General features: G+C 72.5%; 15 protein-coding genes, 1 tRNA gene and 1 pseudogene. 4 read left to right on the plus strand and 13 right to left on the minus strand.

From position 1 onward, the window contains the following. Nucleotide 1: 1 nt before the first annotated feature. The 4 genes from DDJ31_RS25865 to DDJ31_RS25880 all read right to left on the minus strand — a co-directional run bounded on the left by DDJ31_RS25865 (nt 2) and on the right by DDJ31_RS25880 (nt 3,206). Nucleotides 2-1,153 carry a C40 family peptidase gene (locus DDJ31_RS25865; RefSeq protein WP_127177986.1) on the minus strand — a complete coding sequence of 384 codons (1,152 nt, stop codon included), beginning with the start codon at nt 1,151-1,153 and terminating at the stop codon, nt 2-4. A 101-nt stretch (nt 1,154-1,254) separates the two neighbouring features. Further along, nucleotides 1,255-1,569 (minus strand): hypothetical protein, encoded by a 315-nt coding sequence (locus DDJ31_RS25870; RefSeq protein ID WP_127177985.1) that lies wholly within the window; start codon nt 1,567-1,569, stop codon nt 1,255-1,257. A gap of 10 nt (nt 1,570-1,579) precedes the next feature. Continuing rightward, nucleotides 1,580-2,233 carry a TetR/AcrR family transcriptional regulator gene (locus tag DDJ31_RS25875; RefSeq protein WP_127177984.1) on the minus strand — a complete coding sequence of 218 codons (654 nt, stop codon included), beginning with the start codon at nt 2,231-2,233 and terminating at the stop codon, nt 1,580-1,582. Between the two features lie 34 nt (nt 2,234-2,267). After that, the gene (locus tag DDJ31_RS25880) at nt 2,268-3,206 is read right to left on the minus strand and encodes an AurF N-oxygenase family protein (protein WP_127177983.1); all 939 of its coding nucleotides are present in this window, start codon (nt 3,204-3,206) and stop codon (nt 2,268-2,270) included. Nucleotides 3,207-3,362: 156 nt separating this feature from the next. Here DDJ31_RS25880 and DDJ31_RS25885 point away from each other — a divergent pair, with 156 nt between their 5' ends. Then, nucleotides 3,363-4,310, plus strand: a complete 948-nt coding sequence (locus DDJ31_RS25885) for a hypothetical protein (protein WP_346656303.1) — start codon at nt 3,363-3,365, stop codon at nt 4,308-4,310. Between the two features lie 113 nt (nt 4,311-4,423). On the opposite strand, the gene DDJ31_RS25890 is transcribed toward DDJ31_RS25885, so the two are convergent. The 6 genes and pseudogenes from DDJ31_RS25890 to DDJ31_RS25915 form a co-directional block, all read right to left on the minus strand. Then, a complete protein-coding gene (locus tag DDJ31_RS25890) occupies nt 4,424-5,890 on the minus strand; it encodes a penicillin-binding transpeptidase domain-containing protein (RefSeq protein ID WP_127177981.1) in 1,467 nt (488 codons plus the stop codon). Beyond that, nucleotides 5,887-7,248 carry an FtsW/RodA/SpoVE family cell cycle protein gene (locus DDJ31_RS25895; protein ID WP_164784894.1) on the minus strand — a complete coding sequence of 454 codons (1,362 nt, stop codon included), beginning with the start codon at nt 7,246-7,248 and terminating at the stop codon, nt 5,887-5,889. Before DDJ31_RS25895 ends, DDJ31_RS25890 begins: the two co-directional genes overlap by 4 nt. Nucleotides 7,249-7,291: 43 nt before the next feature. Beyond that, entirely contained in the window at nt 7,292-7,672 is a 381-nt protein-coding gene (locus DDJ31_RS25900) for an SH3 domain-containing protein (RefSeq protein WP_127177980.1), read from the minus strand. A 585-nt stretch (nt 7,673-8,257) separates the two neighbouring features. Next, nucleotides 8,258-9,466, minus strand: a pseudogene (locus DDJ31_RS25905) (histidine kinase dimerization/phospho-acceptor domain-containing protein); the annotation flags it as partial. Beyond that, nucleotides 9,463-10,209, minus strand: a complete 747-nt coding sequence (locus DDJ31_RS25910) for a hypothetical protein (protein ID WP_127177979.1) — start codon at nt 10,207-10,209, stop codon at nt 9,463-9,465. The gene DDJ31_RS25910 and the pseudogene DDJ31_RS25905, both read right to left, overlap by 4 nt. Before the next feature lie 52 nt (nt 10,210-10,261). Then, nucleotides 10,262-10,768 carry a protein-tyrosine phosphatase family protein gene (locus tag DDJ31_RS25915; RefSeq protein WP_127177978.1) on the minus strand — a complete coding sequence of 169 codons (507 nt, stop codon included), beginning with the start codon at nt 10,766-10,768 and terminating at the stop codon, nt 10,262-10,264. A gap of 98 nt (nt 10,769-10,866) precedes the next feature. Here DDJ31_RS25915 and DDJ31_RS25920 point away from each other — a divergent pair, with 98 nt between their 5' ends. Next, nucleotides 10,867-11,673, plus strand: coding sequence for a nuclease-related domain-containing protein (locus DDJ31_RS25920; RefSeq protein ID WP_127177977.1), 807 nt, complete (start codon nt 10,867-10,869; stop codon nt 11,671-11,673). Nucleotides 11,674-11,806: 133 nt separating this feature from the next. Here the strand turns inward: DDJ31_RS25920 and ligD are convergent, their stop codons facing one another. Next, a complete protein-coding gene (gene ligD / locus DDJ31_RS25925; RefSeq protein WP_127177976.1) occupies nt 11,807-12,706 on the minus strand; it encodes a non-homologous end-joining DNA ligase in 900 nt (299 codons plus the stop codon). Between the two features lie 56 nt (nt 12,707-12,762). Here ligD and DDJ31_RS25930 point away from each other — a divergent pair, with 56 nt between their 5' ends. Further along, a complete protein-coding gene (locus DDJ31_RS25930; protein WP_127177975.1) occupies nt 12,763-13,770 on the plus strand; it encodes a Ku protein in 1,008 nt (335 codons plus the stop codon). A 40-nt stretch (nt 13,771-13,810) separates the two neighbouring features. Here the strand turns inward: DDJ31_RS25930 and DDJ31_RS25935 are convergent, their stop codons facing one another. Then, a complete protein-coding gene (locus tag DDJ31_RS25935) occupies nt 13,811-14,413 on the minus strand; it encodes a hypothetical protein (protein ID WP_240678076.1) in 603 nt (200 codons plus the stop codon). A 135-nt stretch (nt 14,414-14,548) separates the two neighbouring features. Beyond that, nucleotides 14,549-14,620 (minus strand) — tRNA-Arg (locus DDJ31_RS25940). A 288-nt stretch (nt 14,621-14,908) separates the two neighbouring features. On the opposite strand from DDJ31_RS25940, the gene DDJ31_RS25945 reads away from it, so the two are divergent. Continuing rightward, a complete protein-coding gene (locus DDJ31_RS25945; RefSeq protein ID WP_240678396.1) occupies nt 14,909-15,532 on the plus strand; it encodes a response regulator in 624 nt (207 codons plus the stop codon). Nucleotides 15,533-15,753 lie beyond the last annotated feature (221 nt).

Below are 15,753 nucleotides of genomic sequence, written 5' to 3' on the forward strand. Positions count from 1 at the left end.
GTCAGGCGGCCGGGTCCGGGCGCACCGCCCCCAGGATCGGATGGATCGCCATCGGCGAGATCATCACCTGCTCGCCCGTCCTGGGGGCCTGGACCACCTTCCCCTCACCCAGGTACAGCGCCACATGCGTCGCCTCGGGGAAGTAGACCACCAGGTCACCCGGGCGCAGCTCGGTGAGCGGGATGTGCCGCAGCCGGGCCCACTGCTCCTCGCTGGTGCGCGGGATCGGGACGCCCGCGTGCTCCCACGCCTTCGACGTCAGACCCGAGCAGTCGTACGTCTCGGGCCCCTCCGCGCCCCACTCGTAGTCCTTCCCGAGCTGGCGCAGCGCGTAGTCGATCGCCCGGTCGCCCTGCCCCGACGGCCTGCGGACGGTGCTCAGGGCGCCGGATGTCACCAGCTTCCGCTGCTCCCGGTCGACGCCCCGCCGCTCGAACTCCGCCAGCGCGGTGAGCTGCCCGGGGGTGAGGGCGGCGAGCAGGGCCTCCACGTCCCGGAGGCCGCGTTGGACGCCCTCGCGGTCCTTCTCCTGCCGGTCGGCCAGCGCGACCTGGTCGTCCAGGGCCTTGCGGGCCTTGCGGGCCAGTTCGGCCGCCTTCTTCGCGTCACCGCTCACCCGGCCCAGCGTCTCGGCGCGCTCCCTTGCCACCTGGCCGATGACATGGCCCTGGTCGAGGGCCTGCTGCGGGTCGTGCGCCAGGAGCAGCCGCAGATAGGGGGAGAGGCCCGAGCTGCCCTGGTACTGCTGCCGGGCGAGCCGGCCCGCCGCGCCCTTGCTGTCGCGCAACGTCAGCCTGGCGCGGGCCAGTTCGCCGTCCAGCCGGGCCACCTCGGCCCGCCCGCGCTTCAGCCGCTCGGCGGTGGCGTTGTAGGTCTCGGTGGCCTGCTCGGCCTTGCGGTACAGCTCCTGAAGCTCTGTCAGCAGCTCGGCGACGGAACGGTTTCCGGGCGCCGCCGCGCTCTCGCCCTCCGGGCCCGGGGCGGTGGCGCCGTCCGTCCCGGCGTCGGAGGGGGCGTTTGTCGCGGCGGGGGAGGGGGCGTCGGTGGTGAGGCGGGTGCCGCCCGGGTCGGGGGCGGCCGCCGCCGGCAGCGGAGCGAGGAGCGCGCCGGCCGTCGCCGCCGTACAGACCAGGCGCAGAAGCCTTCCTGACACGTCATCACCTCCGGTGCGCAGCGGCCCGTCCGCTCCGCATCGCGAGCATCAGGCGGGCCGGCCCGTTCCGCGCGCCGGGTGGGCGGTTCGGCCCAACCGGGTCACCCGTCGGTGTCGTCCCGCGCGGAGCCCGGCGCGGCGTCCCCGCGTCCGTCCGGCCTGGACCACGGCCACTTCAGGCCGCCGCCCTTCCTGCCCTCCGGGTCGAACACGTACTTCCAGCCCTGCGGGACGCCCAGCCGTCTGCTGTGGCCGCGCGGGACCCGGCGGTAGACCAGCACGGTGGGCGGGCCGCCGGCCGCGTCGGGGACGGGGATGCGGTAGGTCTTGGGCGGATGCCCGGTCGGGCCCAGCAGCACGGGCAGCGCCCGGCCGTCCATGGGGCCGCCCTCGAAGGGGGTGTCCTGTCTCTTCACGGCACCAGTGTCAGACATCCCCGGCCAGCGCGTGCACCAGCGCGGCGGTCTGCGGGTCCCGGGCGGCGGTCGCCGTCAGGACGGCCGCGAACTGGTCGACCAGCCAGTCCCGCAACTCGTCGAGCGGCGGCTGCTTCCCCTCGTCGAGCCAGATCAGCGACGCCGCCTCGACGGCGGTGATCCACACCCGTACGGTCATCCGCAGCCGGGGCCCGGGGTCGGTGGCGTCCAGGTGGCGGAGGATGTGCTCGGCCGCGGCCCGGCGGACGCCGTCCACGATGGCTGTCGTGCGGGACGTCCCGACGACGCTGCCGCCCTGGAGCAGCGCGCTGAACCCGGCGTCGTGCTGGTCGACGAAGGCTAGGTAGCGGTCGAGGGCGCGGCCGAGCCGGCTCAGCAGCGGGCCCTCGCGCGGCTCGTCGAAGCAGTGCCGCAGCTCGTCCGCGGCGGACCGCAGGGCGGCCTCGTACAGCTGCTGCTTGCCGCCGGGGAAGTACCGGTACACCAGGGGCCTCGACACCCCGGCCGCCTCCGCCACGTCGTCGAGCGAGACGTCCTCGGGGGCGCGGTGCGCGAAGAGGCCGAGCGCGGCGTCGAGGAGCTGGCTGCGGCGTTCCTCGACGCTGAGGCGGCGGTAGGCGGGGGTCGGGGCCGAGGACGTCATGCTCCGCAGCGTAACCGGCCCCCCCGCCCGCCACCTATGCCAGCAGCCCGGACGCCTTCCAGAGCCGGCGGCCCACCCCGCGCAGCACGCCGATGTCGTCGAGGAAGTCGGTCAGCCGCTGGGAGCCGCTCTGCATGACCTCCCTGCGGTGGCCGCTGGCCTTCACCTGCGCCATGGCCTCGCGCCGGTCCAGCCCGACGTTCGTGTACACCTCGGGGTTGACGAAGGCCACCGAGAAGACCCGGGCGAACTCGCCCGAGGTGACCCGGGTGAACTCCTGCGACCACTTCGGGGCCGTCACCATCTGCCGCCGCAGCTCCTCACGGGCATACCTGACGTGCCGGGCCTCCTCGACGACATGGATGCGGGTGACCCCGCGGACCAGGGGCTGCACCCGCTCGTCGGGGAAGGTCAGCCGCTGCATCCAGTCGAGGACCTCCTCGCCCAGCAGGGTCGCGGTGAAGGAGCCCGGGGTGGTCGAGATGGTCTTGAACAGCCGGCCCAGGTTCTGGTGGACCCGGCTCACCGGGTACCAGGGGGTGTCGCCGCGCGAGATCAGCCGCGCGAACATCTTGGAGTGCCGGCACTCGTCCTCGATCTCGGTGAGCGCGTACCGCACGTGCGCGCTGGTCGCCGACTTGTCGTAGATGTGCCGGACCAGCAGCTGCATCAGGATCAGCTCGAACCAGATGCCGAGGGAGGCGAGCGCGGCGGCCTCGTGCTGGGAGAGGAGGATGCGCTGCTCCTCGCTCATCCGCTTCCACATCGGGGTGTCGTACAGCGACACCAGCTCCGGCGGCCAGAACCACTTGCCCTCCTCGAAGGGCGCGTCCCAGTCGAGCTCCTTGTCGGGGTCGAACGAGTGCTTGGCGGATGAGGCGAGCAGCCGCTCGGCCACCTGCTCGCGGTCCTTGAGCAGACCGAGCGCGTCGCGCAGCCCCTCCAGCGCCTCGGTTTCCGTCAGGGTCGTCATGGTTCTCCCACCTTGTTACCCGGGGTCACATCCACCGACTCTTATGAGACTGCTTGTCAGCAAGGCCGTCAATCCCCTGGGCGCGACGAGTTGCGCCGGGCGCCGCCCGCGGGTGGGCGGGCTTTCGCCCCGATGCAGTAGCGTTTCAGCGTGTCCATGCCGCCATCGCCACAGAACCCGCACGGCCAACAGTCGCCGTCCCAGGGCCCGCACGGCCAACAGCCGCCGCCCCAGGGCCCGTACGGCCAGCAGCCTCCGCAGCCCCCGTACGGCCAACCGCCCCAGCAGAACCCCTACGGCCAGCAGCCCCCGCCGCCCGGCCCCGGCCCCTACGCCCAACAGCCCCCGCAGCAGGGCCCGTACCCGCCCCCGCCGGGACAACAGCCCTACGGCGCGGGCCCCTACCCGCAGCAGCAGCCGCCCTACGGCTGGGGCGCCCCGATGGCGCCGCCGCCCAAGAAGCGGCGCACCGGGCTCATCCTCGGCATCGTCGGCGGGGTGGTCGGACTCGTCGTGGTGGGCGTCGTCGTGCTCGCGATGATCGGCTCGAAGGTCGTCAACAGCGGCTTCCCCGAAGCCGAGTTCGTGCTCGCCCTGCCCAAGACGCTGGTCGACGAGAGCTACCAGCTCTCCGAGGACCTCTCGCGGTCCGAGGGCCAGAAGATCGTCGACGAGGCGGACGGCTCCTGGGACGCCAAGGTCGACGGGGCCGCCGTCGGCCGCTACAGCCTCGGCGGCGACGAGACCAAGGGCACCCTCGTGGTCTCCGGCATGTACGGCCGGTTCAAGAACACCGACCTGGCCCGGAAGAACATGATGAAGGGCGCCGCCCAGGGCGCGGGCGCCAAGGTGGCCGTCCCCCCCAAGGACTTCCACCCCGAGGGCGCGGACGGCCTCACGGTCACCTGCGAGGTCCTCACCCAGACCCAGGCCGGCACCGAACTGACCCTCCCGATCTGCGGCTGGGCCGACGAGAACACCGGCGCCTCGATCGCCGAGGTCACCGCCGACACCGTCGTCAAGGACCCGGCCGACATCGACCTCGCCAAGGCCGCCGCCACCACCCTCAAGGTTCGCTCGGAGATACGCAAGGCGATCGACTGAGCGACGCGTGCGCCGCCGTCACGACGGCCGCGCCCGGCCATGGACCGCGCGGCCGGACCGGGGCCAACGCCCCGGTCCGGCCCCTTTCCGGCTACGTGCCCCCGCCCACCCCTTCACCGGTCCGGCGCCCTCAGCACCGCCTCCATCACCGCCCGCGCGATCGGCGCCGCCACCCCGCCGCCGGTGATCTCACCGCGGACCGCCGACGCGTCCTCCACCACCACCGCCACCGCGACCCTCGGCCGCACGTCCCGCTCGCCCTGCGCCCACGACACGAACCAGGCGTACGGCGTACCGGAGTTGCCGACACCGTGCTGCGCGGTACCGGTCTTGCCGCCGACCACGGCACCCGGGACGGCCGCGTTGCCGCCGGTGCCCTCGGTCACCACGTCCTCCATCAACTCCCGCATCCGCATCGCCGTCCCCGGGCTCATCACCTGCCGCGCAGACCGGGCCCCCGGCGTCCCCACCGTGTTCCCGTCGTCCGTGGTGGTCCGCTCCACCAGATAGGGCCGCCGCAGCAGCCCGTCGTCGGCGACGGCCGCCGACACCATCGCCATCTGCAACGGCGTCGCCCGGGTGTTGTACTGCCCGATCGACGACAGCGCGAGCTGCGCCCTGTCCACCGACGTGTCGAAGGTGGAACGCGCCACCGCGAACGGCACCCGCAGCCCGCCCTCGTTGAACCCGAACGCCCGCGCCGTGGCCGCCATTCTGGCCACCCCCACCTCCACCCCCAGCTTCGCGAACACCGTGTTGCACGACCACTCGAACGCCTCCCGCACCGGGGCGTCCTCGCAGCCGTCGCCCTCGTTGGTCAGCGCGGTCGTGGTGCCGGGCAGCGTGTACGGCACGGGGGAGCGGGTCGGCGCGTCCAGGTCGGTGACCACACCGGCGTCCAGCGCGGCCGCCGCCGTCACCACCTTGAACGTCGAACCCGGCGGATACGTCTGCCGGATCGCCCGGTTGAGCATCGGCTTGTCCGGGTCCCCGTTCAGCCGCGCCCACGCCCGCCCGGTCGCCGCCGCGTTCCCCGACAGCTCCGCCGGGTCGTACGACGGCGTCGACACGAGCGCGAGGATCCGCCCCGTCGACGGGTCCACCGCGGCCACCGCGCCCTTGCGCCCCCGCAGCCCGCTGAACGCCGCCCGCTGCGCCGCCGCGTCGAGCGTCGTGACGACATCACCGCCGGGCGTCAGCCGCCGGGTCAACTCGTTCCACAGCGGGAACGGCGTCAGCAGCGGATCGGTGCCGGACAGCAGCGGGTCCGCCGCGTGCTCCAGGAACGTCGTCCCGTACACCTGCGACGAGAACCCCGTCACCGGCGCCCACAACGGCCCGTCGCGATACGTCCGTTCGTAGCGAAGCTGCTCACCGGTGTCCCGGGAACCGGTGATCCGCTCCCGGCCCACCAGGATGTCACCGCGCGGACGCTCGTAACGGGCGATAGCGGAACGGCGGTTGGCCGGATTGTCGTCGAACCCGCGGGCCGCGAAGACCTGTACGCGGACCGCGTTGACGAGCAGCGCGACCAGCAGCAGCGCGCACAGGACCGCCGGGTGCCTGATGTACTTGGTCACAGCGCCGGTCCCCCGTCCACCTGGCCGCGCGCCGAGTCGCTGACCCGGATCAGCAGCGCCACGATCGCCCAGTTGGTGACGACCGACGAGCCGCCCTGCGCCAGGAACGGCATCGCCATCCCCGTCAGCGGGATCAGCCCGGTCACCCCGCCCGCGATCACGAACACCTGGAGCGCCACGATCGACGCCAGCCCCACCGCGAGCAGCCGCCCGAACGGGTCGCGCAGCGCCAGCCCGGCCCGGAAACCGCGCTCCACCAGCAGCCCGTAGAGCAGGAAGATCGCCGAAAGCCCGGCGAACCCCAGCTCCTCGCCCGCCGTCGCCAGGATGAAGTCCGACTTGGTCGCGAAGCCGATCAGGATCGAGTGCCCGAGCCCGAGCCCGGTGCCGAGGACACCGCCCGCCGCGAACGCGAACAGCGACTGCGCGAGCTGGTTGGGGCCCTGACCGGCGTCGATGGACGCGAACGGGTGCAGCCAGTCCTCCACCCGGCTGTGCACATGCGGCTCGAGCCAGCCGACGGCCACCGCCCCGAACGACGCCAGCACCAGCCCCACCGCGATCCAGCCGGTGCGGCCGGTCGCCACGTACAGCAGCACCACGAAGAGACCGAAGAACAGCAGCGAGGTCCCGAGGTCGCGCTCCAGGATCAGCACCCCGATGTTCAGCAGCCAGACGGCGACGATCGGGCCGAGCACCCGCCCGGTGGGCAGTTGGAACCACCAGAGCCGACGCCCCGTGTAGGCCAGCGCGTTGCGGTTGGCCGCGAGGTAGGCGGCGAAGAACACCGCGAGCAGCACCTTCGCGAACTCGCCCGGCTGGATGGAGAATCCGGAGATCCTGATCCAGATCCGGGCGCCGTTCACCGCCGGGAAGAAGATCGGCAGGATGAGCAGGGCGAGCGCCGCCGCCACGCACACATAGGCGTACCGCTGGAGCGTCCTGTGGTCCCGCAGCAGCGCCACGACCACCGTGAACAGGGTCACCCCGAGCGCGGACCACACCAGTTGGGTGGGCGCGGCCCGGTCGCCCGGCGTCTCCAGGTCGAGCCGGTAGATCAGCACCAGGCCGAGCCCGTTGAGCAGCACGCCGATCGGCAGCAGCAGCGGATCGGCGCAGGGGGCGCGCAGCCGGACGGCGATGTGCGCGAGGAGCGCGAGCACACCGAGCCCGGCGCCGTAACCGGCGGCGCCGGGCGGGAGGTTGCCGTCCTTGGCGAGGCCGACGGCGCAGTAGCCGTACACGGAGAGCAGCACGGCCAGCACGATGAGGGTGAACTCGATGCCACGGCGCCGGGGGAGCGGGACCGCGGACGACGCCGGGTCCGCCTCGGCCACGGTGGTTCCGACGTTCGTCATGTCCGGAACCTACCCAAAGAGGCGTTCTGGTCGGCTCAGGGCGTCAGCACCAGCGTGGCGCCGGGCCGATGTTGTCGATGTAGCGGGCCGAGCCCCACGCCCAGGTGCCGTCGGTGAGGAGGTACCAGAGCGGATTGTCGTCGACCCGCTGCCCGGCGGTCTTGCAGTCGATCGAGACCCGCTCGCCGTAGTGGGCGACCCGGATCACCTCGCTGTGCCGGTCGGGACGGCTGCGCAGCAGCAGCTCGTCGGCGGTCACCCTGCCCCAGTAGCGGTGCGGGCGGTCGCCGTCGTGGTGGCTGTGACCGCCGTCGCCGCCGTCCCAGTCGTCGTCCGCGACGGCCGGGGCGGCGGCGGCCGAGGCGACGAGCGCGCCGGCGGCGGTGACTATGGCGAGGCGGGTGAGGGCGGAGCGCAGGGACATGGGGCACCTCCGGAAAAGGGGCGAAGCTGACTGATCGCCACACTAGGAGCACCTGTTGAGCCCCGCGCGCCACGCTGGGCCATCGGGGACGGGCACCGACGCGCGGGGACGCGTGGCGACGGGGAGGTCGTCTGCGGGGTGACGGGTGGGGGCGCCCGGTCAGGTGCGGCGGTCGTTGGGGGCGGGGCGTGGGGCGGGGTGCGAGCCGGCGCGGGCTTGGGGCCCGGAGCCGGACCTGGAGCCGGAGCCGCTGTCGGGGGCGGGGTCCGAGCCGGCGCGGGTGCCGGACCCGGCGTCGGTGCCCGCGCGGTCGTTCGCTTCACCGTCTCCGTCTCCGTCACCGTCACCGTCACCGTCACCGTCACTGTCATCGGCATCGTCACCGGAGCCGTTCACGAGCCAAGGCAAGGTCAGGGTCGCCACCGCGCCCCCACTCCGTGCCGTGCCACCGGCCCCGACCGCGCGAGAGGCCCCGTCCGCGCGAGAAGTCCCGTCCGCGCGAGAGGTCCCCTCCGGGGGAGAGGCCCCCTCCACACGAGAGGCCCCCTCCCCCTGAGAAGTCCCCTCCCCCCGGGAGGCCCCCTCCGCGTTGCCGAACTCCAGGCGGGCGCCCAGTACCTCCGCCTGGCCGAGGGCGATGGTCAGTCCGAGCCCGTGCCCCGTCGCCCCGCCCTCGGTGCGGAACCGCTGCGGCCCGTGCGCGATCAGGTAGTCGGGATAGCCGTCCCCGTGGTCCCGCACGGTGACGACGGGCCCGTCGACCGTCAGCACCACCGGCCCCCGCCCGTGCCGGTGCGCGTTCGCGACGAGGTTGCCGAGCACCCGTTCGAGGCGCCGCCGGTCCGTCTCCACCCGGGCGTCCCGCACCACGACGACCTCCGTCTCCCCGGTGCCGGTCCCGGCCGCCGCCCGCACCACCCGCTCGGCCACCGCGCCCAGCGCCTCGGTGTCCAGGTCGAGCCGCTCCCGCCCGGTGTCGAGGCGGGAGATCTCCAGCAGGTCCTCGGTGAGGGTGCGCAGCGCCGCCACCCGGTCCCGCACCAGCTCGGTCGGCCGGCCGGGCGGCAGCAGTTCGGCCGCCGCGTGCAGCCCGGTCAGCGGGGTGCGCAGCTCGTGCGCGACGTCCGCGGTGAACCGCTGCTCGCTCTGCAACTTGCCCTGCAACGACGACGCCATCGAGTCCAGCGCGACGGCGACGGCGGCCACCTCGTCCTGCGGGCGCGTCGGGTCCTTGGCCCGCGGGTCGTCCACCCGCGCGTCCAGGTCGCCGGTGCTGATCCGCCGGGCCACCCGGGCGGTGGTGTGCAGCCGCCGGGTCACCCGGGTCACCGCGAACGCCCCCACCAGCAGCGTCGCCCCGATCGCCAGCAGCGACGACCAGAGGATCGCGCGGTCGAGCCCGGCGATGGTCCGGGACTGCTGCGCGTAGTCGACCTCGACGGCGAGGGCGCGGTTCCGGTCGGCGGGCCCGGCCGCCCACATCGTCGGCCTGCCGTGCTCCTCGGCGACCAGCGTGCCGCGCCGCCCGCCGACCGCGAGCGCCCGCAGCGAGGCGGGCAGCCCCGGCGGATCGACGGCCGCGCCGGGCGCCAGGGTGTCGCCCGCCTCGTACGCCTCGGCCGCGTCGGCCAGCCGGGAGAGCGCCAGGCCGCGGGCCTCGCCGACGGTCTGGTGGGTGACCGAGACGTGCACCAGGATGCCGAGCAGCGCGGCGAGCGCGCAGCACATCACCGTGATGAAGACGGCCGACTTCGCGGCGAGCGTGCCGGCCCACTGGGGGAGCGCGACCCTCATCGCGGGCTCGCCGGACGGGACGGCGACGGCGACGCCGACGGCGCGCGCCCGGACGGCGAGGCGGTGCGGTGCCCTTCCCGCCCGGTGCGGATCATCTCGTCGTGGGTGAGCAGCATCAGACGCTGCTCGGGGTCCCAGGTCCACTGGAAGCGGTACTCGTAGTCGGAGATGTCCGACGGCGCGTGGATGATCACCGACCGCCCGGTCAGTTCGACGGAGCTGATCGCGTCGTCGTTCGACATGACCTGGACCAGCCGCCCGGATTCGAACGTGTAGACGCGTACGGCGGTCTGGTCGCCCGGCAGCAGCCGGAACCCGAGGGCCAGGTCCTCGTGCCCGTCGCCGGTGAGGTCGCGGTAGTAGGGCCTGAGGACCGGACACCTCCCGTGCCCGGCGCCGCCGCCGCAGTCGGCCATCCGCCGGGTGGTCTCCCGGTACGCCGCCTTCGCGCCGGTGTACGCGTCCGGGTGCTGGCGGATCTCGGCCCGCACGACGTCCACCGGGTCCACCTCGCGGACGTCGTCGCCTGGCGCGGTGACGCCGCGTATCACCTCGGACGCGCCGTCGTCGTAGTTCCAGGCCGGGCTCGACGCGGGCGCGAGATCCGGCCACAGCCGGGCGGGACTGGTCGCGGTGGGCGTCGCCCCGGCGCTCTCCAGGCCGCCCGCGTCACCGCAGCCGACCGCGGCCGCGGCGAGCAGACCGACGGCCGCGGCGGCGCGCGCGGGGCGGAAGCGGGGCACGGTACTCCAGTGGCCGGAAACAACAGGTGACCCGGTACACCCTATTCGTCCGCTACTCGGTCAGCTCCTCCAGCAGCCGGGCGGTGGCCAGGCCGGCCCGCAGATAGTCGACGAACAGGTCGTTGTGCAGGGCCCAGGGCGAACGTCTGGTCCTGATCAGCCGGATCGCGTCGTCCGTGGACCGTCCGCCGCGGACCAGGGTGTGCGCCACGACCAGGCCCGAGCGGTTGTACCCGTGGTAACAGCGGACGAGGACCTGGCGCCCGTCGTCCAGCGCCTCCTGCGCGGCCCGCGCGAGACGCATCACACCGGTCAGCTGCGTCCCGTCCAGCGGACCGTCGGGAATCGGCCACACATGGTGCTCCACACCGGGATCGGGACCGTGCCCCGGCAGCCTCAACAGACTCAGGACGAGATCGAACTCGTCCCGGACGACGGCGAACTCCCGCTCTCCCGAACTCCCCCTGAACTCGTGCCCGCCCATCCACAGGCCTGGCACGATCTCGCTCCACGGGGCGTCCGGAGCCGGTACGTCGGGTTGCTTCCTGCGGGTACGCAACAACGCCTCCCCCACTGCACCTCAACCGTCTTCAAAGGTAACCGGGTTCTTGCCCCTGGAGCACCCCGCCTGTTCCCATGGTCGGGGGGTGATGATGGATGAGCGCACTGCGGGTCGTACCGGCCCGGCGGCACGGACGGGAACAGCTCTGGGTCTGCCTCACCGACGGCAGGAACGTCGCCTGGTACGACAGGGAGGCGGCCAGGGTCAACCTCCTCAGCGAGGCCGACCGGGACGACGTCCTCGACGCCCTCGGCCCCTTCCTCACCGGCCGCTACACCGTGGGCCCGCCCCCGGTCCCCACCGCCGCCGAACTCGTCAGGCTCTCCCTCCACCCCGACGACGACCTCGCGCCCAACCGTCCCGGCGAGGCGCTCCAGATCGCCCTGGACCGCGACCCGGCCGCACCGCACCGGCTGCGCCCCGACCCGCGCCGCCGGGCCCTGGAGGCGGAGCAGCGGGTCGGCGCGGCGCTCGACGCCCTGGAGGGCGCCGGCTGGCGCACCCTGCACTCGATCACGCTCCCCGGCGGCGACCGCGTCCACCACCTCGCCATCGGCCCCGGCGGCCTCTACGCCGTCCACACCCTGTACGCCCGCAGACAGCGGGTCACGGTCGCCGACCCGCTGGTCACCCTGGGCCGCAGGGACACGCACCCGCTGCCGCGCAGGGCCCGCGCGAACGCGGCCCGCGTCTCGCACGCCCTGACGGCCGAGGTGCACGCCGTCCTCGCGGTCCACGACCCGGCGGAACTCACGGTCCCGGCGCCCCCGCGCGGCCTGCGGGTCCTGCGCGAGACCGAACTGGAGGCCGCCCTGACCGGAACGGGAGCGTCCCTGAAACCGGCCGACGTGGAGGCACTGCACGCGATGGCGAGGGACCGGGGAACGTGGCGACGGGTGTGACCGCGGGGGCGAGGGCGACGGCGCACGCGTGGGCGAAGGACTCGGGGTAGCGCACCGAATCGCACCGGGATCACGCCGGAGCGCACCGCAGCGCACCGGAGCGCGCAGGATCACGCCAGACCGCACCGCGCCCCTACTCCGACGCAGCCGCCCCGGGAATGGCGCCGTGGGTGGTGCGGTCGAGGAGCGGGGCGAGCAGGTCCCCGAGGAGGCGCAGCCGATCCGCCATGTCGTCGGCGCGCAGGACGAGCCGGCCGGGGTCCCGGCACTCCTCGACCTCCCGCCAGGTGACGGGCGCCGAGACGGTCGGCTCGTCCCGGGCGCGCAGGGTGTACGGGGTGGCGGTGGTCTTGCGTCCGGCGTTCTGACTCCAGTCGACGAAGACCTTCCCGCCGCGCAGGCTCCGCGTCATCCGGTGCAGCACCAGATCAGGCATGGTCCGCTCCGCTTCGAGGGCGAGCCGCTTGGCATAGGCGCTGACCTCGGCGGACGACGCCCCGCGCACCCCGGCGAGCAGATGCAGCCCCTTGGCCCCCGAGGTCTTGGCGTACGCCTCGATGCCGTCCGCCCGCAGCCGCTCCCGCAGCCACAGGGCGACGGCACAGCACTCGACGACGCTCGCGGGCGCCCCCGGATCGAGGTCGAAGACGATCCGGTCGGCCTCGGCGGGCTCCGCGAGCACCCACTGGGGCGTATGGAACTCGGTGACGAGATTGGCGGCCCACATCAGCGCGGCCAGACCGTCGAGGACGACCATCCGCGCGGGCCCCTCCGACCGCGGCACCTCGGCGGTGGTGACCCAGTCGGGGGTACCCGGCGGAACGTTCTTGGTGAAGAACACCTGCCCACCGGGCCCGTCCGGGTACCGCAGGAAGGAGACGGGCCGGTCCCGCAGATGGGGGAGCAGGACATCGGCGACGACGGCGTAGTAGTGCAGTACCTCGCCCTTGGTGAACCCGGTGGCGGGATAGAGCACCTTGTCGAGGTTGCTGACGGAGAGCCGCCTCCCCGCCACAAGTGTGATGGGCGACATAAACTAAGAATCCCACGCAAAAGAGACGACCTCCCCTCCACGCGAAGGACGGGCACGTGAGATCCATATGGAACGGCGCCATCTCGTTCGGCCTGGTCAGCATCCCGATCAAGCTGGTGAACGCGACCGAGAGCCACTCGATCTCCTTCCGCCAGATCCACACCGAGGACGGCGGCCGGATCAAGTACCGCAAGTTCTGCGACCTGGAGGACCGCGAGGTCTCGACGGCGGAGATCGGCAAGGGCTACGAGGACGCGGACGGCACGATCGTCCCGATCACCGACGACGATCTGGCGAGCCTGCCGCTGCCGACGGCGAAGACCATCGAGATCGTGGCGTTCGTCCCCGCGGACCGCATCGACCCGCTCCAGATGGACGCCGCGTACTACCTCGCGGCGGGCGGCGCGGCCGCGGCGAAGCCGTACACGCTCCTGCGGGAGGCGCTCAAACGCAGCAACAAGGTGGCGATCGCCAAGTACGCGCTGCGCGGCAGGGAACGCCTGGGCATGCTCAGGGTGGTGGACGACGCGATAGCGATGCACGCCCTGCTGTGGCCCGACGAGGTCCGCGCCCCCGAGGGAGTGGCCCCGGAGACCGACGTGACGGTCAACGACAAGGAACTCGACCTGGCGGACGCCCTGATGAACACCCTGGGCGAGGTCGACCTGACGGACCTGCACGACGAGTACCGGGAGGCCCTGGAGGAGGTCCTGGCGGCAAAGGCGACGGGAGACACCCCACGCTCCCTCCCGGACCACGCCCGCTCGGGCAAGGTCCTCGACCTGATGGCGGCCCTGGAGAAAAGCGTGAGGGACGCGAAGGAGACGAGGACGGAGGAGGCGGAGGTAAAACCCCTCCGCTCCCCGAAGAAGTCCGCCCGAACCCCGAAGACCCCGGACCCCAAGAAGTCGACGTCGACGAAGAGAACAACGACGAAGAAGACACAGACCCCAAGAAAATCGACGTCGACGAAGACGACGAGCGAGAAGGCGACGACGAAATCGACGGCGACGACGAAGAAGGCGACGCGGAAGAGGACAACACCGCAGAAGCGGACGGCGTGAGGGACGCGGCGGTCGCCACACGGCTCAGCGTGTGCGTGTATCAGGCGAGCAGACGCTCAAGGCTCCTTCGCTCGCTGTCGAGCGCGGAGAGCATCTGCGGACGTGTGTGCGCGAAGCCAGGCTGGACCTCGACGCCGAGGTCATGGCGCAGGGTGACCCGCAGCAGATACACCCCGTCGGACAGAGGACCACTGAACCATTCCTTGGCTCGGTCGTACGCCTCGGCTCGGTCCGGGCCGCTCGGCAGCTGCTTCACGACGGAGTACCCGACGCCGAGCGCCCTGTTGAGGGTCGAGGCGATCTGGTGGACATCCTTCGGCAGCGCCATCTGTGCCAAGGAGTACTGCTCTGCCCACGCTTCCTTCGCCGCGTCGAGGACTGCTGGTCCGACGCTTTCACCGCGCTCGGCCGCGTGGACCGCGTCTCGGGCAGCGACCCGGTAGGCGCGAGCAGTGGTGTTCAGCCGGGCGTAGAGATCCCGCCGGGCTTCCTGCGCCCGGTCGTGGCGGTCCTCTGCCCGTTCACGATCGGCACGCCGATTCTGCTCCCGGGTGACGCGCTGACTGAGCAGCGCCCCACCCAGAGCTCCCCCCAGCGTTCCGCCGACGCCTATGAGCGCGACTGCAAGAGTGGTCACGTCCATGAGATCCCCTACCTCGTCCGATCGCCCGTCCGCGGGCGCAACGCCCCTTTCGAGCGGCATGTGGCTGCACAAACACGAAGACCCCGTCCTCAGCGAACTCGCTGACGGCGGGGTCTTTGGGCACTTCCTGTGAAGTGCCCCCGGCAGGATTCGAACCTGCGCACACGGCTCCGGAGGCCGTTGCTCTATCCCCTGAGCTACGGGGGCGTGTCCGCTGCCTTGCTTGGCGGCGACGGGTAGAACCCTACCAGCTTCCCAGGGGTGTTCATGAACGGGTTCACCGGCGTCGCCGGGACCTTCTCTTCCTGGTCCGGTGGGGTCTCCCGTCCCGTACCTCCCGTGCTGCCAGGTGCCGTTCGCGGGCCGGCCCGCGCCGTCGAGTCGTCGTCGCTCCTCCCGCTCGGCGGCTCCGCCCGTGCCCTCCCGTGCCCCCGCTCCTCCTCCCGCGCGCCTTCCCTCGCGTCCGTCGCCACCCCACCTCAACGGGTGGAAGTGATGAAAAGCCGGACGCGGTGGGGCGTCGCGACCTACTCTCGAGTTGTGCCAGGTGCGTCGGGCCGGGTGCTTGTTGTGGACGACAACAAGGTCATCCGGCAGCTGATCAGGGTCAATCTCGAACTCGAGGGGTTCGAGGTCGTGACCGCGGCCGATGGTGCCGAGTGTCTCGATGTCGTTCATCAGGTGCGGCCGGATGCCGTCACCCTGGACGTCGTCATGCCCCGGTTGGACGGTCTGCAGACCGCCGCTCGGCTGCGCTCCGACCCTCGGACCCGTGATCTTCCCCTCGCGATCGTCAGCGCGTGCACTCAGTTCGAGGTCGACAGCGGTCTCGACGTGGGCGTCGACGCCTTCCTCTCCAAGCCCTTCGAACCCGCCGAACTCGTGCTTCTCGTCAAGCGGTTGGTCGATTCCCGCCGGCGTGACGGAGACGATCGCGGTGATCGTCGCGAGCACGGAGACCGTGATGATCGGGACGATCACGACGATCCGGAGGGGCGCCAAAGGGCGGACGGTCGAGACGAGCAGCGGGGTGGTCGGGAGGGGGCAGTCCCTGACGTCCTGGAGCGGGATGTTCTGGAGCTGGGGGAGACCGAGCGGGCCGGGCACGCCGGCGGCTGACCCCCATCCTTCAGCCCCTCCCATCCTTCAGCCCCTCCCAATCTTTAGCCCCTCCACCCTGCAACCTCCGACTCTTCAACCCCCGGCCCGCCGACCCCCGACCTTTTCAGCCCCGGGCCTCAGCTCGACCTCACCCCTGGCCCTCGCAACCGCCCCCCGCCCTCGCCCCAGCACCCCCGTCCACATCTCGGGACCCTTCGGGAATTGGCTCGCGTGTTCAC

This window comes from Streptomyces griseoviridis, assembly GCF_005222485.1.
Classification (GTDB): Bacteria; Actinomycetota; Actinomycetes; order Streptomycetales; family Streptomycetaceae; genus Streptomyces; species Streptomyces hintoniae.

Bases quoted from the DNA above. Each gene is read 5' to 3' on its own strand.
- DDJ31_RS25875 (WP_127177984.1), bottom strand. From the start codon at position 2,233: ATGACGTCCTCGGCCCCGACCCCCGCCTACCGCCGCCTCAGCGTCGAG.
- DDJ31_RS25880 (WP_127177983.1), bottom strand. From the start codon at position 3,206: ATGACGACCCTGACGGAAACCGAGGCGCTGGAGGGGCTGCGCGACGCG.
- DDJ31_RS25885 (WP_346656303.1), top strand. From the start codon at position 3,363: ATGCCGCCATCGCCACAGAACCCGCACGGCCAACAGTCGCCGTCCCAG.
- DDJ31_RS25895 (WP_164784894.1), bottom strand. From the start codon at position 7,248: ATGACGAACGTCGGAACCACCGTGGCCGAGGCGGACCCGGCGTCGTCC.
- DDJ31_RS25900 (WP_127177980.1), bottom strand. From the start codon at position 7,672: ATGTCCCTGCGCTCCGCCCTCACCCGCCTCGCCATAGTCACCGCCGCC.
- DDJ31_RS25920 (WP_127177977.1), top strand. From the start codon at position 10,867: ATGAGCGCACTGCGGGTCGTACCGGCCCGGCGGCACGGACGGGAACAG.
- ligD (WP_127177976.1), bottom strand. From the start codon at position 12,706: ATGTCGCCCATCACACTTGTGGCGGGGAGGCGGCTCTCCGTCAGCAAC.
- DDJ31_RS25935 (WP_240678076.1), bottom strand. From the start codon at position 14,413: ATGGACGTGACCACTCTTGCAGTCGCGCTCATAGGCGTCGGCGGAACG.
- DDJ31_RS25945 (WP_240678396.1), top strand. From the start codon at position 14,909: ATGAAAAGCCGGACGCGGTGGGGCGTCGCGACCTACTCTCGAGTTGTG.